The following is a 24,508-nucleotide window of genomic DNA, read 5'->3' on the forward strand; positions in this document are numbered from 1 at the left end:
CTGATGCGGGCGCAGGCTCTCGTGCGCTGTCCCGGGTATTGCTACCATGGACGGCGGCGCATCCAATCGCATTGTGCGCCAGGGAATTTCGGAGGTCCCTGGCGCCGCTGTGATGTGCGCGGGTTTCGTGGTCACCGATGTAGGGGTCGCCGTGATTGTACGCGTGCAGAGCACCGAATTGTCGGGCGTTCAACGTTTTGTCCGGCGACTCGTATCCGATTGGGGTCCGGGAGCCGGCCGGTTGGGTGGTGTGGCACTGCTCGGCTCGTCGCGACCGCGCTCGCGCCGCCGGCCCGCCCCCGACACCGACCTGCTGATCTGGACCCCGTATGCCTGCACCCTGGTGGTACTGGCCGATTTCGGTTCCGTCCAGCACGGTGTGCTCACTACCGGCCCCACCGGACGCTGGCTGATCGATGGCGGCGTCGCGGATCTGCGTACCGGGAAGTCCGCGCCGAATCCGATGCTGCGGGGGCGCAAAGTACGCGATGAACTGGCCACGCTCTTCCGGCGGCACGGCCTGTCCGAGCATATCGATGTACTCGTGGTGCTGATCCCCAAGACCGGCTCACGGATCAGCTGGACACCGCCCCCGCCGGAGGACGGTATCGAGACCGTCCTGGTCCGGATCGGTCGCTCCGAGGGTTTGGCGGAGTATTTCGAGCGTTCGACCACGGGCCCGGTGCGCTGGCGCGGCGAGGACATGGAGCGGGCCTTCGAGGCCCTCGGAGCGACACGGTATCTGCCCGATCCGGACGCACTCGGCGAGGAGGGATTCGCTTTCGCGCCCGATCCCGGTCCCGTTCCGGGTGCGTCGTCGGAGCCGGTGTCCTCGGGTGGGCAGAGCCCTGTCGCGGCGCTTTCCACAGCGTCCACCCTGCTGCCGGGGCGAGGCGGCACCGGAGACTTCGTGGTCTCGCCGCGGGGTGCGTCCGCGGAGCAGGCCGCCCGCTCCTGGCCGCCGGTCCGGGGATCGGGCGCCGCGGCACGGTCGGCCGCTCCGGATGCGTATCCGGAGCGCGGCGAAGTCACCCGTGGGACCGGTGCGGGCCCGGCCGATTCCGCGGGGTCGTCGATCGGCAACGAGCGCGGGGCGAAGCGCGAGACAGGTAGCTCGGCCGGGATGCGGGCCACGGATACCCGGGCTCGTGGCCGGGCCGACTCCGATCAACGACTCTCCGGGCCGGAGACCGGGGTCGAGGACGGTCATGGGCGCCCGGCCGCGGAGGATCCCGGTGTCGGGGACGCGGTGACCGGGCGAGGGCGGGACGACGGTGGTTCCGGTGGCGCGGTGGCGGAACCACGGCAGCGGTCCGGGATCCCGGCTCGGGAGACGGGCGCGGAGCCGAGGGTGCGGACCGGCTCGCCGGCGGTATCGGCCGGGCACGACGGCCGGGACTTCGCCGATCCGGCGGCCGCCCCCGGGCCCGATCGTGGCCACCGCATCGGCGACCGTATCCCGGCGCCGGTGCGACGGGGTCTCGCCGGGCTCCGGGAGATGCCGGAGCGAGCGCGCCGGGCGGCGGCGGGACCGCGGCCGGCGGCCCGGCCGCCCCACCGGCCCTGGGTGGAGCGCGCCTACGGTGAACCCGCGCGCCGCCGGAAGGACCTGCGGTATCCGGCGGCACTGGGGTTGGCCGGGGTGGCGCTCGCGGCCGTGACGGCCACCGTGTTCGCGGCTTCCGGTTTCGCCCGGTTCGATGTGGCCGAATACGGTGCGTTGTGTGCGGGCGGTGCGGGGAATCCGGCCGCCGCACCGTATTCGGCCGCCGGGCCCAGCCCGGTGTACCTCGGCGGGGAACTACCGGAGTACACCGCGTTCGGGCCTTCCGCGGTATGGCGTCCGATCGATTCCGGTGCGGTGCAGCTGGTCGCGTGCGTGAGCCAGGCGCGCCGAGGGGAACTCGTGCACACCTGCCAGTACCCGCCCGCGCCCGGGCAGCCGGTGGGCCGGACCCTCAACCTCTTCACGGCGGTCTATCGCCTCACCGTGTACGAGGCCCGTACCGGTGGCCGGCTGGCCGCGATGGAGATCACCGGCGACGAGTTCGGTACGGATCCCGCCGCCGCGGACACCGATCCGTGCCGCGCGGCCACCGGCGCGCCCGAGGACGGGCTGCCGGGACGCCGGTACAGCCGGCCCTCGCATCGGCAGATCGAACAGGCACTCACACCGTTCGTGGCCCCGGCGGAGCAACGGATCCGGGCCGCTCGCTGAAGCGCCGACAGCTCCGGTGCCGAACTGCGGGCAGGCGCCCTCGTAGCCGTTAGGCTCGGGACATCCGCCGCTCATCGCCGCACCGGTCCCGGTGCCGGCCCGACCGCAGGAGATTCAGCACAGTGGGCACTGGTTCGATCCTCATCACCGGCGCGAGCTCCGGTCTGGGCGCCGAAATGGCCCGGCAGTTCGCCGCTCTCGGCTACGACCTGGCCCTCTGCGCGCGCCGCACCGAGCGCCTCGACGAACTCGCGGCGGAGATCGCGGCGGCCCATCCCGGCGTCCGGGTGCGGGTCGCGGCGCTGGACGTCACCGATTTCGAAGCCGTACCGACGGTGTTCGACGGATTCGCCGCCGATCTCGGCCGGATCGACCGGGTGATCGTCAATGCCGGCCTCGGCAAAGGGGTGCCGTTCGGGAAGGGCGGCGACCGGCCCAACCGGCAGACCGTCGAGACCAATTTCCTCGGCGCCATGGCCCAGATCGAGGCGGCCATGAAGATCTTCCGCGCGCAGGGCGCCGGGCACCTCGTGGTGATCTCCTCGATCTCCGCGGTACGCGGTATGCCCAAGACGATGACCGCCTATGCCGCGAGCAAGGCCGGGGTGGCCGCGCTGGCCGAGGGTATCGCCGCGGAGCGGGTCCCCGGGGTGGACGTATCCATCATCTACCCGGGCTATATCGCCTCGGAGATGAACGACAAGGCCGCGCATCCGCCCACCTTCTTGGTCGATACCCGCACCGGTGTCCGCTCCATGGTGTCGGCGATCGAGAAGCGGCGGTTCAAGGCCTACTGCCCGGCCTGGCCGTGGGTACCACTGGCCTACGCGATGAAGGTGCTGCCGCTGTCGGTCGTGCGCCGGCTCGCCGGGATCTGAGCGGGCCCGTACGCGGGCGGGCTCATTCCGGCGGGTCGAGCACCGTCACGGCCGCGGACAGGTCGGTGAGCGCGGCCACGATCTCGGTCAGGCGCTCGACACCGAGTTCGGCCGCGAGCCGGGCGGCGAATTCCGCGTGTCGCGGTGTGATACGGGCGACGGCCGCGTGACCCGCGTCGGTGATCGCGACCAGTTTGGCGCGGCGGTGCGCCGGATTCGGCCGGTATTCCGCGAGGCCGCGTTCCACCAGCAGATCGGCGATCCGCTGCACCCCCTGGCGGGTGACGCCCATCGCCCGGGCGATACCGGCCACCGGGAGCGGTTCGTGCAGGACCGCGCCCAGCACCTGCCACCAGGCGGCGGTGAGGCCGGCCGGCCCGGCCAGGTTCTCGGCGATCGCGAGAAACTGGCCGTTGAGCCGGAACGAGGTGATGGCGGCCGTGCTGAACAGCTCCTGTTCGGGATTCTGCACGGTGCCCGGCCTCAGACCCTCGCCTGCCGCGCCTCGTACTCCGCCAGAATCGCGTAACCGGCCGGATCCCCCGCGCTGAAGAGGCGGTACCAGCCGTCGAGTACCTCGGGTTCGTAGATCTCCAGGGCGGCCAGCACTTCGCGCGCGAACTCGAACGGCGCGGTGGAGTTGGCGGTGATCACCCCGCGGTCGGTGACCGCCGGTTCGTCGATGTAGTGTTCTCCGCCCGCGTACCCGCTGGCCGCCAGGAACTCGGCGATATTGCTGGTGTGCCGGCGGTCGTCGAGCAGGCCCGCTCGCGCGAGGCCGAAGGTGGCACCGCAGATCGCGGCGACCGGGACGCCCGCGGCGGCGAATTCGCGGGCCTTCGCGGCGAAGGGATCCAGTTCGCCGAGTTCCCAACCCGTGGCGCCCGGCAGGATGAGCATGGCGCTGTCGGCCGGGGTCAGCTCTGCCAGGGTCATATCCGGCACGATCCGCATGCCGCCCATCGTGGTGACGGGATCGGTGCTCACGCCGACGGTGCGGGTGCGGTAGGCGCCCGGTGTGCGGTGCCAGGCGTCGTTGTTGATGTGCGCGGTCGCCGCGCCCACCTCCCAGTCTGCGAGGGTATCGAAGACGGCCACGTGCACGATTCTCGAAGTCATGACAACATTCTGTCGATATGACAGTTTGTTGTCAAATTCAGAGATGTGGTGTCCCGCCCACCACCCCGTCGCGTTCGAGGGCAGCCACTTCCTCCGCGCTGTACCCGAGTTCGGCCAGTACCGCATGATTGTCCTGGCCGAGCAGCGGAGCGTGGGTCCGGTGGTAGCGGCCGGGCCCGGCGGAATAGCGGGCGGGGACCGTGCTGTGCCGCGCGGTGGGATTGATCGGATGCGCGACGGGTTCGAAGAACTCGCGATGGCGCAACTGGGGGATCTCCGACTGTCGGTGCGGCTGTAGTACCTCGGCCACCGGTATCCCGGCGTCCCAGAGGCGGGCGACGACCGCACCGGCCGCACTGGATTATGTGGAGGATATGCGCACCGATCCCACGGTCTACCTGGACAACAAACCCTGGGGTTGCATCACCTGCGCCTACGGCTGGCAGGCCGCGGTCGGAACGCTCGGCCAGCTGCGCGGTATCGGTCACGCGTTGCGCGCCTGGCCTACACCTATCGGGGTGGCGATCAATTCGGCGGACAAGATCTGGGACGACACCGGGGCCTTGGCCGATCCCGGGGTACGCGGTCAGCTCGAGCTGCTGGCCGCGCAGGTGCTCTCCAGCGCCAGGGCGATCGGTGGCACCGTATGAGCGACTCGGACCGGGAATCGGCCGGGGAGCGTGACCACGGGGGGACCCGGGTCGTGCCGGAAGGACGCAGCACGAGCGGGTCGGATAGGCAGGCGCCCGCGGAGCGCGGCCGTGGCGGATCCTCGGTGGTACGGGGTGAGAGCACAAGAGAGCCGGCAAGGCGAAACCACGGAGAGTCCTCGGCCGGCCTCGGTGGACACAGCACAAGCGAATCGGGTCAGGGACCGGAAGCGGAGCGTGGCGGTGCAGGGCCCGTGGGCGTCCTGGATCGGCACAGCACGACCGGTTACATGCACCGCACACTCGTGGTGGACGGTCTGCACACGCATTTCCTGGAGGCGGGGGCGGGTGAACCGGTCGTCCTGCTGCACGGCGGGGAGTTCGGGGCGAGCGCCGAAATCGGCTGGGAGAAAACCCTCTCCGTGCTGGCGCAGCGCTATCACGTCTTCGCGCCCGATATGCTCGGCTTCGGCGAATCGGCCAAGGTCGTCGATTTCACCGACGGCCGGGGATTGCGTATCCGGCATATCGCGCGGTTCTGCGCGCTGCTCGGTATCGAATCCGCTTATTTCGTGGGGAACTCCATGGGCGCGGTGAATCTGCTGGCCGATACCACCGCCGATCATCCGGTGCTGCCGGTGCGCGCCATGGTGACCCTCTGCGGCGGCGGGCAGATCCGGACCGGTGAGCATAGCCAGGCCCTCTACGATTTCGACGCCACCCTGCCCGCCATGCGCCGGATCGTCACCGCGCTGTTCGCCTCGCCCGCCTACCCGGCCGACGAGGACTATGTGCGCGGGCGGTTCGACTCGGCCACCGCCCCCCGGTGCCTGGGAAGCGATCGCGGCCGCACGGTTCCGGCGTCCCGACGGTGAACGCGCTGCTCCTGGATTTCCTGGACCGGCAGTCCGCCCGGCCCACGTCGGTCTCCGATAAGGCGCGCAGTGGATGAGCGGGGGCTCGCCGGCGGTCGCGGGAAGTCGTTACGAGAGGAATACAGCGCAATGGGCAACGAGTTGGCGGGCAAGGTCGCGGTGGTGACCGGGGGCGCGACCGGCCTGGGCAGCACCATGGCCGAGCGGTTCGCGGCCGAGGGCGCCCGGGTGGTGGTGGGTGATATCGACGCCGACCGCGGCGCCACCGTGGCCAGGCGCTGTGGCGCGGACGCCGTATTCCGGGCCGCCGATGTCGCCGATCCCGAGCAGATCGCCGCACTCGTCGCGTGCGCGGTGGACCGCTTCGGCGGCCTGCACATCATGTGCAACAACGCCGGTATCTCCGGGACGATGCACCGCAGCATCCTGGACGACGATTTCGCCGATTTCCACCGGGTGATGTCGGTCAATGTGCTCGGCGTCATGGCCGGGACCCGGCTGGCCGCTCGGCATATGTCCGAGCACGGCGGCGGCTCGATCATCAACCTGTCCTCGGTGGGCGGGGTGCAGGCCGGGGGTGGGGTGATGACCTACCGCGCCGCCAAGGCGGCGGTCATCCATTTCACGAAATCCGCGGCGATCGAACTCGCGCAGTACGACATCCGGGTCAACTGCCTCGCCCCCGGCAATATCCCCACCGACCTGCTCGCCAAGGCGTCCACCACCATGTCGCCCGAGAAAGCGGAGCGGATGACGCGGGCCATGCGGGAGATGATGAACCAGGACCGTCCGCTGCCCTGGGAGGGCACGCCCGAGGACGTCGCCGAAGCGGCCGTCTACTTCGCCGGTGATCGGTCCCGCTATCTGACCGGGACGGTCCTGACCGTCGACGGCGGCACCACCGCGGGCAAACCGCTGCGCACTCGCCGACCCGACCCGGCGGCCAACGGTTCCGCCTCCGCCCCGGCGGGATCCTCGTGAGCCGGCCGAGTCGCGATCATCACCACCAGAAAGAGAACGTCATAAAAGTGACTGTCGAGCAAGGGAAATGCGTTCCCGCCGGGCATTGCGTGATGGCGGCGGACGCGGTGTTCGATCAGCAGGCCCGGTGAGGGTGTGATCATCGACCTCGCCCCGGCCAACTGGGATCCCGCCCAGTTCCCGGAGCCCGGCAAACTCGACCTCACCCGCCCGGCCCGACTACACGTCGGCTTCGGCTTCGGCCCGCACCAGTGCGTCGGCCAGCAGCTGGCCCGGGTGGAACTGCAGATCGTCTTCAAAACCCTGCTGCGCCGGATCCCCACCCTGCGCCTGGCCATTCCGGCCGAAGACGTCGAATTCAAACACGACAAGCTCGCCTTCGGCGTGTACCGCCTACCCGTGACGTGGTGACCACGCCGCACAACTGCCGGAGAGGAGACGGCCTGTGACGACCAGCGACGTCTACTACGACCCTTACGATGTCGAGCTGAACGCCGACCCGTATCCCATGTTCAAACGGCTCCGCGACGAGCGACCGCTCTATTACAACGAAACCCACGACTTCTACGCGCTGAGCCGGTTCGCCGATGTCAATGCCGCGCTGATCGACAAGGGCACCTTCAGTTCGGCGCGCGGGGCGATCATCGAACTCATCAAGGCGAATATCGAGATTCCGCCGGGTGTGCTGATCTTCGAGGATCCGCCCGTCCACACCATGCACCGCAAACTGCTGTCGCGTATGTTCACCCCGCGCAAGATCTCCGCGCTGGAGGAGAAGGTGCGCGAGTTCTGCCGGCGCAGCCTGGACCCGCTCGTCGGCACCGGCCGTATCGATTTCATCGCCGATCTGGGCGCGCAGATGCCGATGCGGACCATCGGCATGCTGCTCGGTATCCCCGAGGAGGACCAGGAAGCGATCCGGGATTTCGCCGGCGACCAGATGCGCACCGAAGAGGGCAAGCCGATGCAGGTCTCGGCCGAGAGCCTGGCCAGCGGCGAACTCTTCGAGAAATATGTCGACTGGCGGGCCGAGAATCCGTCCGACGACATCATCTCCGAACTGCTGAAGGTCGAGTTCGAGGACGAGACCGGCACGCTGCGCCACCTGACCCGCGCCGAGGTGCTCACCTACATCAATGTCGTCGCCGGGGCCGGTAACGAGACCACCACCCGGCTGATCGGCTGGGCGGGCAAGGTCCTCTCCGAACATCCCGCCCAGCGCCGCGAACTCGTCGAGAACCCGTCGCTCATCCCCGCCGCCGTCGAGGAACTGCTGCGCTACGAACCCCCCGCGCCGCACGTGGCCCGCTATGTGACCCGGGATATCGATTTCCACGGCACGACAGTGCCCGCGGGCAGCGCCATGATGATGCTCATCGGCGCCGCCAATCGCGACCACCGGCAATTCGCGCCGGACGGCGACGTTTTCGATATCCACCGGGAGAGCAGGCCCCATCTGGCCTTCAGCGTGGGCACCCACTTCTGCATGGGTTCGGCGCTGGCGCGGCTGGAGGGCCGGATCGCGCTGGAGGAGATCCTGAAACGTTTCCCGGAGTGGGAGGCCGACGCGTCGAACGCCGAACTCTCACCGACCTCCACAGTGCGCGGCTGGGAAAGTATGCCCGCGACATTCTGAATGTGCGCGCCCGGGCCGGGACTGCGACGGCCGCCGCATTCCCGGAAGGCGGCCCAGCCGAAAGCGCCACCATGGCCGACGAAGGCGGGCGTGGCCGGCGAGCGAATGCGGCGACCACCGGCATGACCGCCAGACGTCGCACTGACATTGCGGTAGTCATCGTTGTTGCCGGCCCAGGCGGCTACCGGCCGGTCCCAGCGGGCTGGGCTTCAGGAGTGCCTCCCAACCGGTGGCCTGCTCTCCTTCGGCCCAGCACAGGTCGCGCGATCGGCTGCTCGGGGCATTGGCAATACTGGGGTCGTGATCGAGAAGACGCTATGACCGGCCAGCCGAACCCCAGCCCTGAACCGCAGCGTGTGGGGGGTTTCTGGTTCTATGCCGACGGGCAGCGCTGGGAGTGGTCCGACGAGGTCGCCGCGCTGCACGGCTACAGCCCCGGCGAAGTCGAACTGACCGTCGAGCTTCTGCTGAAACACAAGCACCCCGATGATCGGGATCATGTCGCCGACGTGCTGTCGGCGGTGGTGGAGGCCGGCCGGCCCTACTGTTCCCGGCACCGCATCCTGGATGTCGACGGCGCCGAACATCATGTTCTGGTGGTGAGCGATCAGATGCGCGATGAAGCGGGCGCCTCGATCGGCACCATGGGCTTCTACATCGATGTCTCCGACACTGCGGCCAGTATCCGCACCCAGGTGATCGACGAGGCGATGCCCGAGATCGTGGAAGCGCGTGCGGTGATCGAACAGGCCAAGGGTGCGGTGATGGCGATGTATGCGATCTCTGCTGAGAAAGCATTCGATGTACTGGTGTGGCGGTCGCAGGAAACCAACACCAAGCTGCGGGTCCTGGCCGAGAAGCTCGTCGACGGCCTGACAGAGTTCGGTGGCGTGGCGGTGCAGACCCGCACCCGCTTCGACCACCTGCTCCTCACCGCCCACGAACTCCCCGACCGCACCGCGGATAAGGACGTGGACCAGGGGAAACGCTCGTCATGACACGGCTCACGGCTGCGGGTGAGCTTCGGCGAATACTTGTACAGCGTGGTCCGCGACACCCCCGGTAGCGGCGCGATCGAGGACACCGTTTCATCCGGCCGGGTCGGCAGCGCGTGGGCCCGGCGGACCTGCTCGTCGCCCATGGCCGGCCGGGGCGTTGCCCGCGAGCCCGGGCGGCGGCGAGGTCGTGGACGCCGCCGACGATGAGCTCGCGGACGAATCCGGCCGCCGCAGGGACCGGAACCCGAGACCGCGGCGGCGCATGTCTGTCCGCGCCGGCAGGAGCGGCCCGTGTCGGATGGGAGGCACGGATACCGGTGTGCCGCCCTGCCCTGGAGGCGAGGGCGGCTCGGCTGCTCAGATGATCTGGGCGGTGGGCAGGATGGTGATTTCGGTGAGGTTGACGTGCTTGGGGACCGCGGCGACGAAGGCGACGGTTTCCGCGACGTCTTCGGACTGCAGGACGTCGATCTGGTCGATGAGGTCGGCCATCAGTTTGCCGGCGTCGGGGTCGGTGACGTGGTCGGGCAGTTCGGTGTCGACCATGCCGGGTTCGATCGTGGCGACGCGGACGTTCTTGCGGCCGAGTTCGGTGCGCAGCAGTCGGGTGAGCTGGCTGATGTAGGCCTTGGTGCCGGAGTAGACCTGGAACTTCTCGCGGACGCGGGTTGCCGCGATCGACGAGGTGGTGATCAGGTCGGCGGTCCTGCCGGCTTCGGCCGCGTCGACGAGGGAGGTTGCATCTCCTGATCGGCATCCAGGCCGAGCGCACGGGAGAGCGCGTCGAGCACCTGGGCCGACGGGTTGCGTTCACGGCCCTGCTCCAAACGCGTGTAATAGTCGACGCTGAGCCCGGCGAGGAACGGGACCTCTTCACGCCGAAGCCCCGCGACCTTACGCACTCCGTAGGTCCGGACCCCGGCTTCCTCGGGTGAAACCTGCGCGCGACGCGACCGGAGGAAATCTCCGAGCTCATTGGACGACATACACCGAGCGTAATTCCGAACCCAGGCTTCCAGGTGGGTGCGCTACACCCACCCGAGCCCGATGCCACCGCCGCCCTGCTGCGCTGCCGCGTCTTACCGGGGCGGGTGGCACCCAGGTAGGTCACGGCCTGTTTCCCCTGCTCGGACCCGGACAGACTCAGCTCATGCATTCACATGAGTCGATCGATACCGACCATCCGAGGCCAACCATGGACAGAGCAGACGTCGTCGGTATGTGGGTGACCAGCGATGGCCACATCCGGCAGGAATTACGCGCGGACGGTCGCTACGACGAGGCCAGAGGCTCACGCCGCAGCGCCTACACCGGCAGCTACACGGTGACCGGAAATCATCTCGACTACGTCGACGACCTCGGCTTCACCGCCACAGGAGATATCCGCGACGGCGTGCTCTACCACGAACACCTCGTCCTGTATCGAGAGGACCGAGCATCGTGACGCGGGGCCGAGATGCTGATCACCGTGTTCCAGAACGCAGCATGGTGCCACCCCCGGCATGAACGCACCGATGCCGGCACCGGCCGACCTGGTCGTGCAGTGACGTCTGATGCCCACCTGAAGGCTTTCCCAACAGCCCGTGGTCATTATGTCCATCAATGAGTTCCGTACCCTGCCCCGGCGGATCACAGGGTTCGTCTTGCGGTCATCCCATCAACACCACCACCGGACAACGGCACCCCAGCACAACAGCGTGCGGCTACCGCGGCACGCCCTCGGCAACCAACCACCGTGCGGCACCCTCTCGACGCTGTCCAGGAAGGGTGTTTCTGGACTGATTCGAGGCCGGAATGATCGTCGATCAGCCATGTTCCGGGCTATAGATGTCCACCAACGCATCGTTTCAGGAACCCGACCCCGGCGATGGTGCTGCGCGCCTTCGCCGGGGTCCGGGCTTCTGCACCGACACGATCGCCAATGTCACTGCCCCGGTGACCGATGCGACCCCGCCCAGGCACAACGGGTTCAGTGCGGCCTGGACGGTCACTTGTTCGGCGAGTGCGCCGGCGAACTCGCCTGCGGTGATCGTGCCGGTCGCTGTCACCACGGGTACGCCATCGACGGTGGTGACTGTCCGGTTGTAGGCGAACGTGCTGGTGTCACCGGTGTTGTAGGTGAAGACCCGTGTGCCGGAACCGCCCTCGACGATGTCGATGCAGCTCTTGGTGATGGTGGTCGTGTACTCGTACTGCACCGACGAAATCGGACCGCCGACCGGGCAGAGGGGCAGATCTCCGACCCCGTGGACCGTGGTGACCTGCGGAGTCAGGGTTACCGGCGGATCGTAGGTCACCGTCTCCGTGCCGGTGCAGGAAAGCAGTGTCGCGGCGCTCGCCGGCGCCGCGGCGGGGTGGCGGTCGGCCGCCGTACCACCCCGGTTCCCGCAAATGCTTCGGTCATACCCATCCGGTGGGCTCTCGGCGCGCACTACTGGCTGGCGTGACCCCGGTGCTGTTCGTGCTGACCCTCACTCACCGGGGCACCCGATGACCGCACTGAGAGCAGTGTCGAATGAGGCAGTTGCCCTCGTGCGCCCCTTCCGTTGCACCGAGTTTGTGCGCCTCCGGAGAGGGTAGACGTCGCAGATGGACGCGAACGAGCGCGAGGTGGCGGGGCAATCCGGTCCGGCCGGTGACCAGGTCTCGGTGTTGCTGCTCGCGGATCCGGGCAAGCCCGCTGCTGTCGCGGAACGCCTCGCGCAGTGTCTGCCGGGACGTGGTCGCCACCGACGGGCCGTTCGCGGAGCTGAAGGAGGTCCTGGCCAGCTTCGCGGTGATCGACGTCGCCGGACACGAACGGGCCGTGCAGATCACCGCCCGCATCGTCGAAGTGCTCGGCGAGCCGATCGAGATCCGCCCGATCATGGGTGAGGACTTCACCGCGTGACCCGCGCGATCGAGAACCTGCTGCGCGCCGAAACGCCGCAGGTCCTCGGCGCGCTGGTCCGCCGGTTCGGCCGCTTCGACACCGCCGAGGACGCCGTCCAGGAAGCGCTGCTGGCCGCCGCGCACCTGTGGCCGGCCGAAGGCATCCCGGACAACCCGCGCAGCTGGCTTATCCGCATCGCCTACCGGCGCATGGTCGATCTGCTGCGCTCCGATCAGGCCCGCCGCCGCGAACTGGAAACCGGTGCCGCCGAACTGGCCATGGCCGAACCCGCACGGGCAGCTCGGGCCGGCGGAATCGACGACAGTCTCACCCTGCTCTTGCTGTGCTGCCACCCCGCGCTCGGCCACACCTCCCGGGTAGCGCTCATCGCAGGTGGTTGCGCCGGTGGCGTAGTGGTCAGGGATGTTCGGCAGCGTAGTTCTCGCGCCACCGCTCGATGAGGGGCACCAGTTCGTTGAGCATGAAGGTGTAGAAGTCCTGCATTTCGTGCAGGCGCCGGGCGGTGACGGTATCGGAGCCGGTGGCGTCCAGGCCTTCCTGAGCGGAATCGCGCATGGTCACGAGCATGCTGTTCTGCTGTGACATCAGCGCCGCCCAGGCCCCGGCCCGGAACCGGTAGTGGTCTCGGCGGCTGCCGGGGGCAGGGACGCGTTCGATCAGCCCGACCGGGGTGAGGTGTTTGATCGCGGTCGACACGGCGCCCGAGCTGATCGAAAGTTCCTGGCACAGGTCGGCGGCGGTCATGGTGTCCTGCTCGGTGTAGAGCAGGGCGGTCAGCACCCGCGCGGTCGAGCGTTGCATTCCGCCGCCGGCCGACAGGGTCAAGGCCAGTTTCTCCGCCGCGTCACGCAATCGCTCATTGGTACCCATGCCCGCCAAGATATCAGAAGCATGAATGTTCTGAGTATTTACAAATCTGTGAAGGTTCGATAGTTTTCGGTCATGGTGAAAGCAATCGAGCTGCACGGGCTCACGAAGACCTACGGCTCGGCCCGCGGCCTGGTCGAGTTGTCGCTGTCGGTGGAGACAGGGGAGGTATTCGGCTATCTCGGGCCCAACGGTGCCGGGAAGTCCACCACGATCCGGCTGCTGCTGGATCTGATCCGTCCCACGACCGGCACCGCACAGGTCCTCGGCATGGATCCGCGTGCCGACGCGGTGGCGCTGCACGCACGGATCGGCTACCTGGCCGGGGATTTCGTCGCACCGGGTCGTCAGCGCGTCGGTGCGGCTCTGCGGTTTCTGGCCGCGTTGCGCGGTGGGGCGGGAGCGGACCGTATCGACGGATTGTGTGAGCGGCTGGAGCTGGATCAGGGCAAACAGATCGCGGCCTTGTCGAAGGGCAACCGGCAGAAGGTCGGGTTGGTTCAGGCCTTTATGCACGAACCCGAGCTGCTCGTTCTCGACGAACCGACCTCGGGCCTGGATCCGTTGGCGCAGCAGATCTTCCTGGACATGGTCACCGAGGCCGCGGCCGCCGGGCAGACGGTGTTCATGTCCAGCCACATCATGAGCGAGGTCGAAGCGGTCGCCGACCGGGTCGCGATCATCCGCGAAGGACGCCTGGTCGCCCTCGACACCGTGGCGGGCCTGCGTGCCGACGCGGTGCGCGAGGTGGAGGTCGGCTTCACCGAAGCGATCGAGGCCGCGGAGTTCGCGGCGTTGCCCGGGGTCACCGATGTGCGGGTCGAAGCGAATACGTTGCGCTGCCGGGTGACCGGGAGCCCGGACGCGCTGCTGCGTGCGCTGGCCGGTCACCGTGTGGCCGGACTGCTGGTCACCGAACCAGCCCTCGAGGACCTGTTCCACAGCTACTACACCGGAGAAGCCGATGCTGCCTGACCTCTACACCCGCACCCTGGCCGATAACCGCCGTGCCCTGCTGGCGTGGTCGGTCGGTATCGCCGTGGTGGGGCTGCTGTATGCCGCGTTCTACCCCCAGGTCTCCGCGGGAGGTATGGCCGACACCGTGGCGAACTACCCCGAAGCGATGCGTGAAGCCCTGCGAATGCAGGATATGAGCTCCGCGGCGGGTTATCTCGGGTCCACCGTGTTCGGGTTACTGCTACCGCTGCTGGTCACCGCCTTCGGGATCACCTTCGGTGCTCGTTTGATCGCCGGCGACGAGGAAACCGGATACCTGGACCTGCTGCTGGCCCACCCGCTGGGCCGCCTCCCGCTGGCGCTCCAGCGTTTCGCCGTCCTGGCCACCGGCGCGGCCGCCATCGCGGTTCTGGTGTTCGCCGCGATGATGACGATCCGATCCGGCGCCGACCTCGACACCGTCGGGATCGCCGGGTTCGCCGGCCAATGCGTGCACCTGGCGCTGCTCGGCACCACCTTCGGCGCTCTGGCCATCGGCCTGGGCGCGGCGCTGGGCAGCTGCGGGCCGGCACTCGGAATCTCGGCCGGGATCGGCGTGTTCACCTACGTGGCGGGCAACCTCGCCGGTGTGATCGGCGCCGACTGGCTGAAATACCTGTCCCCGTTCCACTACTACATCGGCGGTGAACCCCTGCGCCACGGCCTGCGACCAGGCGATGCCGCGGTCCTGCTCGCCTTCACTGTCGTTCTGCTCGCGCTCGGGTTCTGGCGGTTCGACCGCCGCGATCTGCGTTCTTGACCTACCGGTGAGGCCCGCAGCCCGTAAACGGCTACGGGGCCTTTCTGAAACCGACCCACACCTTCCGTCCGGCGAACAGCCGGTTCAGGGTCGCCGTTTCATTGCCGGGTGATGACCGGTGGGGTCCAGCTGCCGTCAGTGATGGGGGTCTTGCCGCCGTAGGCGCGCAGGTAGAGGGAGAAGTTGTGTTCGGGGGCGGGGAGCCAGTTGTCGTTGTGGTCGCCGCCGGGCGGGGTGTGCCCGGCATACAGGGTCAGTGCGCCGTCGTGGCCGTGGTGCAGGGAGGCGTTCTTCGTGCCCAGCGAGTAGCGGCGCAGTTCGTTGGGGTGGAAGAAGTGGGCTTCGTTGTACATCGTCAGCGACCAGAAACCGTCGCCCGGAGGCAGATCGCCGGCGGCGAAGGTGACGGTGTAGGTGTGCGCGCCGGTCAGTTGCCGCCCAGTGGAGTCGGTGTCGCTGTAGAAGTACTGGGTTTCGCCGGGGCGGTTCTCGAACATGTTGGACTTGGAGGTCACGGCACGGTTGTAGTAGTCGAGGCCCCATTCGGAGTTGTGCACCGACCGGTTCCAGCCGTTGCCGGCGGGTGTGCCGTTGTAGCGCCACTGCATCGCGTCGGCGACGAAGGTGTCGTCCATCTCGGCGAACACCTCGGCCATCTGCTTCGCGATCGCGGGGTCACGGCGGCCGCGGTCCCACAGGGCGGCGAACTGGGCGTGCAGCGCCTCTTCGCCCGGCCGCGGCGCGACCGTGTGCAGCAGCTCGGCGAACTGGTCGAAGTAGGTCTCGGGCGCGACCCATCGTGTTTCACCACCGCCTGCGTCCGGTCCCGGGTCGAAGGAGGGGACCGCCGACCAGTCGGTGGTCCGCATCCGGCCGGTGTATTCGGTCAGCGGGTAGACCATGACCTGGTTCAGCAATGGCCGGATCGCGGCCCGGTCCTCGGCGGTGTCGTCCATGAAGATCCGCGGGATCGCATTGCCCAGCGCGGTGGGACCGGTGAACACCTGCGCTATCCCGTCGGGCACGGTGCCTTCCCAATTCGGGCCGACGAGGAGGTAGTGGCCTGAGCTGCTGCGGTACGGGGAGCCACCACGCAACAAGGACCTCGGTCAGGCGGCTACCGACACCCACCACATTCCCGGCGGCCTCCACTCACGCTATGGCCGGAAGCTACCGCCACCAAGCACAACACGCCCCATGCCCGGCGGACATAGGCAGCGAGTCGGTGTCCAGGTAGAAATTCATTGTTCGAACAGTCGGGTCAGTCGGGTGTGGCGAAGAGTAGGTGCGCGGCGCGGGCGATGGTGCGGCGGATGTCGGTGATATCGGCCGGGTTGGTGGTCAGGTCGAGTAGGCAGGTGGTCAGGACGTGGCCGAGGACCAGGGCTCGGTCGTGTTCGTCGGTCCAGTCCGGGTCGGTGAGCGCGGCGCGGACCAGTTCGGTGAACAGTGGGCGCCATACCCTGATGCCGGGTCCGTCGCCGGAGTGCACCGAGTTCATGCCGGCGTGTAGCAGGTTGCGGTCCTCGTCGGCCCAGTCGATGACCTGAGCGAAAGCGCCGGCGACCCGGTCGGCGGGGGCGGCGGTGGGGTCGACGGGTAGCCGGGTGATGCGGTCGAGGGTATCGAGAGCCCATTCCGCCATCAGGTGCTGGATCAAGCCGTCCTTGGAACCGAAGTACCGGTACACGGTGACCGGGGTGGTGCCGGCTTCGGCCGCGACCTGCCGGATGGTGACACCTTTGTAGCCGTCGCGGGAGGCCATGACGCGGGCGACGGCGGCGATTTCGCCGCGCCGCTTGCGTTCGGTGGGCCCGAATTCGCGTACGACGCGCAGGGAATCGCGGGACTCACGGAGTAGGGCGGCAGCGTTATCGACCACGAGCCGAAGGGTACCGCAAACCCGTCAACGTTGTATAACGTGTTATACAACCTGTGAAAGGACGGTGCTGTGACGAGTGTCCCCGACCTGTTCTCCCCGGCCGCGCTGGCGGACCCCTACCCGGTGTTCGACCGGCTGCGTGCCGCCGGTGATGTGCATTTCCTGCCCGGTCAGCAGGTGTATGTCGTACTGGGATTCGACGCGATCCGCGCCGTGCTGGCCGACCCGCAGACCTATTCGAGCAATCTGGTCGCGGTGCTGTCGGCAGTCTCGGGTTCGGCGGCGGTGTCGGTGACCGCGGCTGCCGGCGCGGTGGATGTGCTGGCCACCGCGGATCCGCCCACCCACACCGAGCAGCGGGCTCTGGTGATGCCACGGTTCAGCCCACGTTCGGTCGCCGCGCTGACCGAAATGATCGACGCCGCTGTCCGGCCCGCGGTGACCGAGTTGGTCGCAGCCGGGGGCGGTGACTGGATGGCCCGGGTCGCTCACCGGGTGCCGGTGCAGGTGATCGGGCACCTGATCGGGCTGCCGGATTCCGATCACGAGCAGTTGGCGCGCTGGTCGGACGCCGCGATCGATATGGTCTCCGGTGTCGCGACCCCCGATCGCGCCGGGCAGGCGGCGCTGGATGTCCTGCAATTCGTCCACTACCTGGGCGCACAACTCGATAACGCCCGGCCAGGCGAACAAGCCGGGGTGCTGGGCACTGTGGCCGCGGCCGTTGCCGCGCGGACCATGACCCGCGACCAGGCCGCGATCCTGCTGGTGCAGTTGGTGACGGCGGGCGCCGAATCCACCACGAGTCTGCTGGGCACCGCGGCCCGGTTGCTCGCCGAGGACCGCGAGCTGCAGGACTGTGTGCGCGCAGATCGCGGACGCGTCGATGCGCTGGTGGAGGAGGCCGTGCGGCTCGAGAGCCCGTTCCGCGGCCACTTCCGCGTCACCACCACATCCACCCGCCTGGCCGGAATCGAACTCGAAGCCGGTGCACGGCTGATGCTGATGTGGGGGGCGTCCAACCGCGACCCGCGGATCTTCGACCGTCCCGACCATGTCGACCTCGACCGCGCCCAGCCGAAACTGCACCACAGCTTCGGCCGTGGGATCCACTTCTGCCTCGGCGCCCACCTCGCCCGCAAGGAAACCGCCCAGGCCGTGTACACCCTGCTCGACACCACCGGCAACGTGACACTCCACGGCCCCGAACCGACCTACGACCCGAGCCTGATCGTGCGACGCCTGGCGCATCTGAACCTCGCGATCACCCCATGAGCGTCCCGCACCGCAGGGTGCGAAAGCCGTTCGGCGGCTTCGGCGGGGGTCCAGGCCTGCCACAGTCGGTCGCATTTCGCGACGGGTCCGGCCCTCTCGGTCGCTCCTTCGCAGCGCCGGGACGCCGGGGCATTCGTGAGGCTCCCCGTTCCGGGGGCGGCCGCTGCACGGGCGGGACACCGAAATGGCCGGTTTCGGCTGTCTACCGCCACTGCTGAAAGTTCGTTGCCGCTGATCCCGACGTCGCCGGTCGGCGTCCTCACAGGGTCCCCACGTGGTCTTCCAGCACGGTGAGAACGGTTGCCCGGTCGACGGTCCCGTGTGGAGTGACCGCGTCCAGCGATAAACCGGAGACCAGCGCGGCCAGATGCGCGGCGGCACGAGCGGGGTCGGCGGTGCCGGTCGCCGCCACCGCATCGGTGAGCACCTGCCGCAGATCCGCGGCCATCTGCCGGACCACCGGCTCGAAGGCGGGATCGATCCGGGAGGCGGTGACGATCTCCAGCAGCACGATCGACTCGCGATGGCGTTCCTCGTCCAGCGGTACCAGTTCCGCGAGTACGGCGAGGAGGTGGCGGCGGGCCGCCCGCCGGTCCCCACTCGCGGGCGCGGGATGACGCGTGAGCCGTCGGCCCATCCGGTCGCCGACCTCGGTCGCGACGGCCACGACCAGCGATTCGTGATCGGTGAAGTAGTGCCGCACCGATCCGATGTTCAGATCGGCCTCCGCCGCGACCTTCCGGAAAGTGGCGGCCGCGAGACCACCGCGCACTATCAAGCGTAACGCGGCATCGACGATATGGCGGCGGCGCGCCTCGGCATCTACTCGAACCGGCACCAGCCCAGTCTAGAAAACCGGTTCAGTTTCTATCACGGTCGTGATAGAAAACGGTTCGCTCCTGCTACCGACCGTGTGGAGAGGACGGATCATGGACGAGGCCGCGGCGATCGCCGCCAACCGGGCGAACTGGGACGACCGCGCCGAGGTCCACCGGCGCTCGCGGATGTACGACGTCGACGCCTTCGTGGCCGATACCGGGCGAATCTCCCAAGCGGTGCTCAACGACTCGGCGGTCCTGGCCGCGCATCTGCCGGAATCCGGGGTGCGGGGGCGGTCCCTGCTGCATCTGCAGTGCCATATCGGCATCGACACCCTCTCCTGGTCCCGTCTGGGCGCGGTCGATGTGCACGGGCTCGACTTCTCGCCCAACTCGCTGAGTCACGCCGCGCGCATCGCGCGTGCCGCCGACCGCGAGGTCACCTGGGTGGAGGGCGACGCACGGTTCGCCTCGACGGTGCTGGACCGGCGATTCGACCTCGTTGTCACCAGCGCCGGAACGATCGTGTGGCTACCCGAACTGGGCGACTGGGCGCACTCGATCCACGACCTCCTGGAACCCGGCGGCGTCTTCCTGATCCGCGACGACCATCCGCTCCTCGGGTCCATGGAATTCGAGCCCTGGGAGATCAACGACGACTATCTGGGCGGCGGTGGTCACCGTACCTATATCGAATCGGGAAGCTATACCGAGGATTCGGCCGGGCAGATCGCGCACGACACCGTGAACGAGTGGCGGCACGGCCTGGGCGAGGTCGTCGGCGCGCTGCTGAACGCGGGCCTGCGGATCGATGCCGTCGAGGAACTGCCCACCATGGACTGGCCCGCCTTCCCCGACCTCGTGCCGTGCCCGCAGGGATGGACACTGCCGCCCGGAGCGCCGCGGATACCGCTGAACTTCGCCGTGGTGGCCAGGCGACCGGACTGAACGACGCACCGCTCGAGACGGCTCGCCGGGTGGTCCGGCCGCCGGCCGTCGCGGCGGGGGAGCCCAGCGCAGCACCATACGCACTCGGTCGTCCGGCGTGGAGCCCCGGTTTCAGGTGATCGTCGGCCCGGCGGCGGTCTCCCGGACGGTTGCCGGCCTCTCCGCGGTTTTTTCGAGCGGACCGCCGGCGGTGGCCGCGCAGCCGCCGTGCCGGGTGAACGGTTCGGTGAGCTGGGCCAGATAGCCGACGGGGTAGTCGGGCTTGGCGGCCATGCCCAGATCGGCGCTGCCGAACCGGCGTTCGGGGTCGTAGCTGTAGGTACCCAGCAGGTGATCCCAGAGCAGCGTGAACAGTCCGAAGTTGACATCGCCGATCCCGGCCCATTTCAGATGGTGGAAGCGATGGCCCGCGTTGAGCGCGAGTACATGGGTGAACGGGCCGACGCGATAGTCCGCGTTGGAGTGTTGCAGCAGGAGTTGCACCGCCACGGTCGGCGACAGTGCCGCCGCGACCGGTAGCGGGATTCCGGCCGCCAGCAGTGGAGTGACGCCGGCGGCGGTTTCGACCATCTGGTGCAGGGGGTGTTTCATCAGGCCGTTGAGGCCGTAGAAGCGGGTGACACTGTGGTGTACGGCGTGGAAACGCCACAGCACGGCGACTTTGTGGCTGGCGTAGTGGGTGAGGCTGATCCCCAGATCGGCGACCAGGATCGCGACCAGCACCTGGACGACGAACGGCCAGTGTGTGGGCCAGAACCCGTCACCGGGAACGAGGGCGGCCAGCGCGGGGACGGCGAGCACTCCGGCCAGAACCAGGGATTCGTTGACAAAGGTGTGGGCGGTATCGCGCCGGGTCTCGCCACTGCTTCGGTGGGCGTGATACCGAACAGATCCCGGCAGGTCTTCGTCAGGTGCGCACTGTCGGTGAACCCCGCCGCGTGGGCCGCCTCGGTCAGTGTCCCGCCCCTGCGCACGGTGCGGGCCGCCAGTTGGAGCCGGGTCCAGCGCCGCCACGCCGCGTAGGGCAATCCGACGTGCTCGGTGAACAGATGAGACAGCCGGCTCGGTGAAATGGCCACGGCCGCGGCCAGCTCTCCCAGCGTCGGCGGGGGACCGGCCGCGAGGGCCACCCGCAGGGCTGCGGCGGGGAGGCTTCACCGCTCCCGGGCCCGATGGCCCGGACGGGAGCCCGAAGCGGGCGGCGCACCCGCTCATCACCGGTGAGTGTCGTCGATCGGCCCCTACGCTGAGCTGATGTTCTTCATCTTCGGTTTCGGTACCAAGCGGCGGAACCTCGGCCCCGGCGGAACCCGGACCTGCCCGCGCTGTCACAACACGACGCAGTGGCTGCGGGTGCGGGAGTTCAGGCAGTTCACGGTGTTCTTCGTCCCGGTCGCGCGCTGGAAGCGCCGCTCACTCGAGGTATGCGGTATCTGCGGCACCGCGGTCGAAGTCTGAGCCGAGCCGCCGGCCTCGTTCGTCGGTGCACTGTGCTCCGCCGAACTCGACCGAGCGGTCGACGGCTCAGTCGAGGAACATATCCGGGATCGGGTTCGTGCCGCCGCCGTATTCCGACAGGTTGGTCCGGCCGGATTCGATGAGCGCCGCGGCGTCGATATGGCAGTTGCCGGTGTTGTACCGCGCCTCGCGGGAGAGGATTTCCGCGGCGGCGTCGCCCATGATCCGCGGATCCCGCGACCGCTCCAGCAGGTCCGAGCCGTCGGGCAGGTTCGCCACTGCCGAGGTCGCGATATAGGTCTGCGGCCACAGGCAGTTCGCGGCGATCCCGGCGGCGGCGTACTCCGCCGCCCAGCCGAGGGTCAGCAGAGTCATACCGTATTTCGACAGAGTGTACGAGGGGTGGGCGCCGAGCCAGCGGGGGCTGGTGTTCAGCGGCGGCGCGACGGTCAGTATGTGCGGATTCGGTGCCTGCCGGAGATGGGGCAGGCAGGCGCGGGTCAGCAGGAAGGTGCCGCGCAGGTTGATCTGCTGCATCAGGTCGAACTTCTTGGCCGAGAGCTGCTCGGTGGGGTCGGTGGCGATGGCGCTGGCATTGTTCACGCAGTAGTCGATGCGGCCGAACCGTTCGAGCGCGGTCTCGACGACCCGCTGGACATCGGCTTCCGCCCGCACATCGCCGACCACCGCGGCCGCTTTTCCGCCGGCCGCCTCGATCTCCGCGACGGCGGTGTGCACGGTGCCGGGCAGCTTCGGATGCGGCTCGGCCGTTTTGGCCAACAGGACCACGTTGGCGCCGCGGCGGGCGGCCGACAGGGCGACGGCGAGGCCGATGCCGCGGCTGGCCCCGGATATCACCAGGGTTCGGTCGGTGAAGATCTGCTGTTCGGTCGGCATGTCACTCCCGGTCGATCACGTGTTCGCGTAAAGCGGTATTGGCATTCTCATTTTCTGCAAGTATCGTATTCAACGATGAACGACGCAGTCCATACCTCCTCGGGTATCCCTCTCGACCCGGTCTACGGACCGGTCGATCGGCGTACCGAACCACCCGCGCCCGGCGCGTTTCCGTTCACCCGGGGCAACTACGCCACCGGATACCGGGGGCGGCTGTGGACCTTCCGGCAGTACTCGGGATTCGGCACCGCCGAAGAGTCCAACCGGCGCTATCGCTATCTACTGGACCAGGGCGGCACCGGCCTGTCCGTCGCGCTCGACCTGCCGACCCAATGCGGTTACGACTCCGACGATCCCGAAGTGGGGGAGGAGGTCGGCCGGGTCGGTGTCGCGGTGGACACCCTCGCCGACGCCGAGATCCTGTTCGACGGCATCCCGCTGGACAAGATCAGTACCAGTTTCACCATCAACGGCACGGCCGCGATCCTGCTCGCCTTCTACGTCGCCGCCGCGGAGAAGAAAGGCGTGCCGCGGGAGAAGCTCACCGGCACCATCCAGAACGACATCCTGAAGGAATACGCCTCACGCGGCACCTGGATCTGGCCCCCGCAACCCTCGCTGCGGCTCATCGCCGACACCATCGAGTTCTGCGCCGCCGAGGTCCCGCGTTTCAATGCCATCTCGGTGGCCGGTGCGCATTTCCGCGACGCCGGTGCGACCGCGGTACAGGAGATGGCGTTCACCCTCGCCGACGGTGTCACCTACTGCGATACCGTCGTCGAACGCGGCCGGATGAGTATCGAGAAGTTCGCCCCGCAGATCTCGTTCTTCTTCTACACCCACGGTGATTTCTTCGAGGAGATCGCCAAATACCGGGCCGGCCGCCGCCGCTGGGCGACCATCGTGCGCGAACGCTACGGCGCGACAACGGACAAAGCGTCGATGTTCCGTTTCGGCTGTGTGGCCGGGGGTGCTTCCCTCTACGCCCCGCAGGCGCAGAACAACCTCGTCCGCGTCGCCTACGAGGCGATGGCCGCGGTGCTCGGCGGCGTGCAATCGATGTTCACCGCCGCCTGGGACGAGCCGTTCGCCCTGCCCAGCGAGGAATCGGCGACCATGGCGCTGCGCACCCAGCAGATCCTCGCCTACGAGACCGGGGTGACCCGGGTGGCCGATCCGCTGGGCGGCTCCTATTTCGTGGAAGCGCTCACCGACAAGACCGAGGCGGCCATTCAGGAGATCATGACCGACCTGGAGAACCGGGGCGGCATGGTCCGGGCGATCGAGGACGGTTACCTGCAGGGCCTGATCGCCGACGAGGCCTACAAACTGCACCAGGACATCGAATCCGGCGCGAAACCGGTGGTCGGGGTGAACAGATTCGTCTCCGACGAGCCGGCCCCCGAGATCTCCACCTACGAACTGGATTCCGACGGCCGCGAAACCCAGTTGAAGCGGCTGGCCGCGGTGAAGGCCGAACGCGACACCGCCGCCGTCCGCGAAACCCTGGCGGCGCTGTCGCGGGGCGCCGAAGGAGACGACAACCTCATGCACCGCCTGATCGACTGCGCCAACGCCTACTGCACGGTGGGCGAGATGACCGCCGCCCTGAAATCGGTCTGGGGCGAATTCCAGCAGCCGGTGGTGTTCTGATGACCGCGCGGGTACTGGTCGCCAAACCCGGCCTCGACGGCCACGATCGCGGCGCCAAGATCGTCGCCCGCACCCTGCGCGACGCCGGATTCGAGGTCGTCTACACCGGGATCCGGCAGCGTATCGAGGACATCGTATCCATCGCCGTCCAGGAGGACGTGGCGGTGGTGGGCCTGAGCATCCTGTCCGGCGCGCACGTCGCCCTGACCCAGCGCGTGGTCGACGCTCTGCGCGCGGCCGATGCCGCCGATATCGCGGTCGTGGTCGGCGGCACCATCCCGCAGGGCGATATCGAGAAACTGCGGGCCGCCGGCGCCGCCGCCGTCTTCCCGACCGGCACCCCGCTGGACGTACTCGTCACCGAGATGCGGGCGCTCACCGGAACCCCGGCACCGCCCGCACCCTGACCCCCGGACGCCGCGTCGTCCGGGCCCGGAGCCGCCGCCGTGACGGTGGGCGGCGGCTCCACCCGAATCATGAGAGTGGAGGAATCGTGCGGATCGGCGTGATGATCGGACCCGAGCGCGGCGACACCGCGCGCAAGGCCGCCCGGATGATCGACGACATCCGATGGGCCGAGGCGGCCGGTATGGACACCGCCTGGATTCCTTAGTGGGCGTCCGGGAACTCGGTCATGCTCGGGCGAGTCGGCGTGACATGGTCATGATGGTGGCGATATAGACCATGGCCTCGTGGTGGTCGGGCC

The 24,508-nt window shown here is 68.5% G+C and carries 25 protein-coding genes and 7 pseudogenes; 19 read left to right on the top strand and 13 right to left on the bottom strand.

Annotated features, from left to right (window positions below):
- The first annotated feature begins 241 nt into the window (after positions 1-241).
- Together ABZV91_RS23560 and ABZV91_RS23565 are read left to right on the top strand one after the other, a co-directional pair.
- Complete coding sequence (locus ABZV91_RS23560) at positions 242-2,218, top strand: hypothetical protein (protein WP_355245500.1); 1,977 nt, start codon at positions 242-244, stop codon at positions 2,216-2,218.
- Positions 2,219-2,340: 122 nt separating this feature from the next.
- Positions 2,341-3,096 carry an SDR family oxidoreductase gene (locus tag ABZV91_RS23565; RefSeq protein WP_355245503.1) on the top strand — a complete coding sequence of 252 codons (756 nt, stop codon included), beginning with the start codon at positions 2,341-2,343 and terminating at the stop codon, positions 3,094-3,096.
- 22 nt (positions 3,097-3,118) lie between these two features.
- Here the strand turns inward: ABZV91_RS23565 and ABZV91_RS23570 are convergent, their stop codons facing one another.
- Genes ABZV91_RS23570 through ABZV91_RS23580 form a run of 3 tightly spaced genes read right to left on the bottom strand, consistent with a single transcriptional unit; the run spans position 3,119 to position 4,525 of the window.
- A complete protein-coding gene (locus ABZV91_RS23570) occupies positions 3,119-3,568 on the bottom strand; it encodes a MarR family transcriptional regulator (protein ID WP_355245505.1) in 450 nt (149 codons plus the stop codon).
- Positions 3,569-3,579: 11 nt separating this feature from the next.
- Positions 3,580-4,215 carry a DJ-1/PfpI family protein gene (locus tag ABZV91_RS23575; protein WP_355245508.1) on the bottom strand — a complete coding sequence of 212 codons (636 nt, stop codon included), beginning with the start codon at positions 4,213-4,215 and terminating at the stop codon, positions 3,580-3,582.
- A gap of 37 nt (positions 4,216-4,252) precedes the next feature.
- Positions 4,253-4,525, bottom strand: coding sequence for a hypothetical protein (locus ABZV91_RS23580; RefSeq protein ID WP_355245511.1), 273 nt, complete (start codon positions 4,523-4,525; stop codon positions 4,253-4,255).
- A gap of 43 nt (positions 4,526-4,568) precedes the next feature.
- Between ABZV91_RS23580 and ABZV91_RS23585 the strand changes: the two are divergent.
- From ABZV91_RS23585 to ABZV91_RS23610, 6 genes and pseudogenes are all read left to right on the top strand, one after another.
- Positions 4,569-4,865: pseudogene (locus ABZV91_RS23585) on the top strand (FMN reductase); the annotation flags it as partial.
- 290 nt (positions 4,866-5,155) lie between these two features.
- A pseudogene (locus ABZV91_RS23590) lies at positions 5,156-5,732 on the top strand (alpha/beta fold hydrolase); the annotation flags it as partial.
- Between the two features lie 137 nt (positions 5,733-5,869).
- Positions 5,870-6,721 (top strand): SDR family oxidoreductase, encoded by an 852-nt coding sequence (locus ABZV91_RS23595; RefSeq protein ID WP_355245514.1) that lies wholly within the window; start codon positions 5,870-5,872, stop codon positions 6,719-6,721.
- 120 nt (positions 6,722-6,841) lie between these two features.
- Positions 6,842-7,132, top strand: a pseudogene (locus ABZV91_RS23600) (cytochrome P450); the annotation flags it as partial.
- A gap of 97 nt (positions 7,133-7,229) precedes the next feature.
- Positions 7,230-8,357: a cytochrome P450 gene (locus tag ABZV91_RS23605; RefSeq protein ID WP_355245564.1), complete on the top strand. Its 1,128-nt coding sequence runs from the start codon at positions 7,230-7,232 to the stop codon at positions 8,355-8,357.
- Between the two features lie 2 nt (positions 8,358-8,359).
- On the top strand, positions 8,360-9,355 hold the full coding sequence (locus ABZV91_RS23610) for an ANTAR domain-containing protein (RefSeq protein ID WP_355245517.1): 996 nt from the start codon (positions 8,360-8,362) through the stop codon (positions 9,353-9,355).
- A gap of 357 nt (positions 9,356-9,712) precedes the next feature.
- Here the strand turns inward: ABZV91_RS23610 and ABZV91_RS23615 are convergent, their stop codons facing one another.
- Entirely contained in the window at positions 9,713-10,051 is a 339-nt protein-coding gene (locus ABZV91_RS23615; RefSeq protein WP_355245566.1) for an SDR family oxidoreductase, read from the bottom strand.
- 53 nt (positions 10,052-10,104) lie between these two features.
- Positions 10,105-10,341, bottom strand: a pseudogene (locus ABZV91_RS23620) (helix-turn-helix transcriptional regulator); the annotation flags it as partial.
- A gap of 209 nt (positions 10,342-10,550) precedes the next feature.
- On the opposite strand from ABZV91_RS23620, the gene ABZV91_RS23625 reads away from it, so the two are divergent.
- A complete protein-coding gene (locus ABZV91_RS23625) occupies positions 10,551-10,799 on the top strand; it encodes an Atu4866 domain-containing protein (protein ID WP_355245520.1) in 249 nt (82 codons plus the stop codon).
- A 403-nt stretch (positions 10,800-11,202) separates the two neighbouring features.
- On the opposite strand, the gene ABZV91_RS23630 is transcribed toward ABZV91_RS23625, so the two are convergent.
- A complete protein-coding gene (locus ABZV91_RS23630; protein ID WP_355245523.1) occupies positions 11,203-11,652 on the bottom strand; it encodes a hypothetical protein in 450 nt (149 codons plus the stop codon).
- A gap of 479 nt (positions 11,653-12,131) precedes the next feature.
- Between ABZV91_RS23630 and ABZV91_RS23635 the strand changes: the two genes are divergently transcribed.
- Positions 12,132-12,245 (top strand): hypothetical protein, encoded by a 114-nt coding sequence (locus tag ABZV91_RS23635; protein ID WP_355245526.1) that lies wholly within the window; start codon positions 12,132-12,134, stop codon positions 12,243-12,245.
- A complete protein-coding gene (locus ABZV91_RS23640) occupies positions 12,242-12,688 on the top strand; it encodes a sigma factor (RefSeq protein WP_355245529.1) in 447 nt (148 codons plus the stop codon). Before ABZV91_RS23635 ends, ABZV91_RS23640 begins: the two co-directional genes overlap by 4 nt.
- On the opposite strand, the gene ABZV91_RS23645 is transcribed toward ABZV91_RS23640, so the two are convergent.
- On the bottom strand, positions 12,645-13,100 hold the full coding sequence (locus ABZV91_RS23645; protein ID WP_355245569.1) for a MarR family transcriptional regulator: 456 nt from the start codon (positions 13,098-13,100) through the stop codon (positions 12,645-12,647). The two genes, ABZV91_RS23640 and ABZV91_RS23645, sit on opposite strands and share 44 nt — an antisense overlap.
- Before the next feature lie 90 nt (positions 13,101-13,190).
- Here ABZV91_RS23645 and ABZV91_RS23650 point away from each other — a divergent pair, with 90 nt between their 5' ends.
- Positions 13,191-14,090, top strand: coding sequence for an ABC transporter ATP-binding protein (locus ABZV91_RS23650; protein ID WP_355245532.1), 900 nt, complete (start codon positions 13,191-13,193; stop codon positions 14,088-14,090).
- Positions 14,080-14,871, top strand: coding sequence for an ABC transporter permease subunit (locus ABZV91_RS23655; protein ID WP_355245535.1), 792 nt, complete (start codon positions 14,080-14,082; stop codon positions 14,869-14,871). The genes ABZV91_RS23650 and ABZV91_RS23655 overlap by 11 nt, the downstream gene beginning before the upstream one ends.
- 98 nt (positions 14,872-14,969) lie before the next feature.
- On the opposite strand, the gene ABZV91_RS23660 is transcribed toward ABZV91_RS23655, so the two are convergent.
- Together ABZV91_RS23660 and ABZV91_RS23665 are read right to left on the bottom strand one after the other, a co-directional pair.
- A complete protein-coding gene (locus tag ABZV91_RS23660; RefSeq protein ID WP_355245538.1) occupies positions 14,970-15,971 on the bottom strand; it encodes a DUF1214 domain-containing protein in 1,002 nt (333 codons plus the stop codon).
- Between the two features lie 161 nt (positions 15,972-16,132).
- Positions 16,133-16,753 carry a TetR/AcrR family transcriptional regulator gene (locus ABZV91_RS23665; protein WP_355245541.1) on the bottom strand — a complete coding sequence of 207 codons (621 nt, stop codon included), beginning with the start codon at positions 16,751-16,753 and terminating at the stop codon, positions 16,133-16,135.
- 69 nt (positions 16,754-16,822) lie between these two features.
- On the opposite strand from ABZV91_RS23665, the gene ABZV91_RS23670 reads away from it, so the two are divergent.
- Positions 16,823-18,028 (top strand): cytochrome P450, encoded by a 1,206-nt coding sequence (locus tag ABZV91_RS23670; protein WP_355245544.1) that lies wholly within the window; start codon positions 16,823-16,825, stop codon positions 18,026-18,028.
- A 259-nt stretch (positions 18,029-18,287) separates the two neighbouring features.
- Here ABZV91_RS23670 and ABZV91_RS23675 read toward each other — a convergent pair whose 3' ends face one another.
- Positions 18,288-18,866: a TetR family transcriptional regulator C-terminal domain-containing protein gene (locus ABZV91_RS23675; RefSeq protein ID WP_355245547.1), complete on the bottom strand. Its 579-nt coding sequence runs from the start codon at positions 18,864-18,866 to the stop codon at positions 18,288-18,290.
- Positions 18,867-18,957: 91 nt separating this feature from the next.
- Between ABZV91_RS23675 and ABZV91_RS23680 the strand changes: the two genes are divergently transcribed.
- Positions 18,958-19,794, top strand: a complete 837-nt coding sequence (locus tag ABZV91_RS23680) for a class I SAM-dependent methyltransferase (RefSeq protein ID WP_355245550.1) — start codon at positions 18,958-18,960, stop codon at positions 19,792-19,794.
- A 111-nt stretch (positions 19,795-19,905) separates the two neighbouring features.
- Here the strand turns inward: ABZV91_RS23680 and ABZV91_RS23685 are convergent.
- Both ABZV91_RS23685 and ABZV91_RS23690 read right to left on the bottom strand, forming a co-directional pair.
- Positions 19,906-20,667: pseudogene (locus tag ABZV91_RS23685) on the bottom strand (sterol desaturase family protein); the annotation flags it as partial.
- 50 nt (positions 20,668-20,717) lie between these two features.
- Positions 20,718-20,924, bottom strand: a pseudogene (locus ABZV91_RS23690) (helix-turn-helix domain-containing protein); the annotation flags it as partial.
- A 124-nt stretch (positions 20,925-21,048) separates the two neighbouring features.
- Here ABZV91_RS23690 and ABZV91_RS23695 point away from each other — a divergent pair.
- Positions 21,049-21,252 (top strand): zinc-ribbon domain-containing protein, encoded by a 204-nt coding sequence (locus tag ABZV91_RS23695; RefSeq protein WP_355245552.1) that lies wholly within the window; start codon positions 21,049-21,051, stop codon positions 21,250-21,252.
- A gap of 66 nt (positions 21,253-21,318) precedes the next feature.
- Here the strand turns inward: ABZV91_RS23695 and ABZV91_RS23700 are convergent, their stop codons facing one another.
- Positions 21,319-22,149: an NAD(P)-dependent oxidoreductase gene (locus ABZV91_RS23700; RefSeq protein ID WP_355245555.1), complete on the bottom strand. Its 831-nt coding sequence runs from the start codon at positions 22,147-22,149 to the stop codon at positions 21,319-21,321.
- A gap of 75 nt (positions 22,150-22,224) precedes the next feature.
- Here ABZV91_RS23700 and ABZV91_RS23705 point away from each other — a divergent pair, with 75 nt between their 5' ends.
- The 3 genes and pseudogenes from ABZV91_RS23705 to ABZV91_RS23715 all read left to right on the top strand — a co-directional run.
- On the top strand, positions 22,225-23,802 hold the full coding sequence (locus ABZV91_RS23705; protein ID WP_355245558.1) for a methylmalonyl-CoA mutase family protein: 1,578 nt from the start codon (positions 22,225-22,227) through the stop codon (positions 23,800-23,802).
- Positions 23,802-24,209, top strand: a complete 408-nt coding sequence (locus ABZV91_RS23710) for a cobalamin-dependent protein (protein ID WP_063058865.1) — start codon at positions 23,802-23,804, stop codon at positions 24,207-24,209. Before ABZV91_RS23705 ends, ABZV91_RS23710 begins: the two co-directional genes overlap by 1 nt.
- An 86-nt stretch (positions 24,210-24,295) precedes the next feature.
- Positions 24,296-24,412: pseudogene (locus ABZV91_RS23715) on the top strand (LLM class F420-dependent oxidoreductase); the annotation flags it as partial.
- Positions 24,413-24,508: the final 96 nt, after the last annotated feature.

This window comes from Nocardia sp. NPDC004568, assembly GCF_040609955.1.
In the GTDB taxonomy this organism is placed as follows: domain Bacteria; phylum Actinomycetota; class Actinomycetes; order Mycobacteriales; family Mycobacteriaceae; genus Nocardia.

Excerpts from the sequence above, each read along its gene's own strand:
- ABZV91_RS23575 (WP_355245508.1), bottom strand. The coding sequence starts at position 4,215 with ATGACTTCGAGAATCGTGCACGTGGCCGTCTTCGATACCCTCGCAGAC.
- ABZV91_RS23595 (WP_355245514.1), top strand. The coding sequence starts at position 5,870 with ATGGGCAACGAGTTGGCGGGCAAGGTCGCGGTGGTGACCGGGGGCGCG.
- ABZV91_RS23605 (WP_355245564.1), top strand. The coding sequence starts at position 7,230 with ATGTTCAAACGGCTCCGCGACGAGCGACCGCTCTATTACAACGAAACC.
- ABZV91_RS23625 (WP_355245520.1), top strand. The coding sequence starts at position 10,551 with ATGGACAGAGCAGACGTCGTCGGTATGTGGGTGACCAGCGATGGCCAC.
- ABZV91_RS23650 (WP_355245532.1), top strand. The coding sequence starts at position 13,191 with ATGGTGAAAGCAATCGAGCTGCACGGGCTCACGAAGACCTACGGCTCG.
- ABZV91_RS23655 (WP_355245535.1), top strand. The coding sequence starts at position 14,080 with ATGCTGCCTGACCTCTACACCCGCACCCTGGCCGATAACCGCCGTGCC.
- ABZV91_RS23680 (WP_355245550.1), top strand. The coding sequence starts at position 18,958 with ATGGACGAGGCCGCGGCGATCGCCGCCAACCGGGCGAACTGGGACGAC.
- ABZV91_RS23695 (WP_355245552.1), top strand. The coding sequence starts at position 21,049 with ATGTTCTTCATCTTCGGTTTCGGTACCAAGCGGCGGAACCTCGGCCCC.
- ABZV91_RS23700 (WP_355245555.1), bottom strand. The coding sequence starts at position 22,149 with ATGCCGACCGAACAGCAGATCTTCACCGACCGAACCCTGGTGATATCC.
- ABZV91_RS23705 (WP_355245558.1), top strand. The coding sequence starts at position 22,225 with ATGAACGACGCAGTCCATACCTCCTCGGGTATCCCTCTCGACCCGGTC.
- ABZV91_RS23710 (WP_063058865.1), top strand. The coding sequence starts at position 23,802 with ATGACCGCGCGGGTACTGGTCGCCAAACCCGGCCTCGACGGCCACGAT.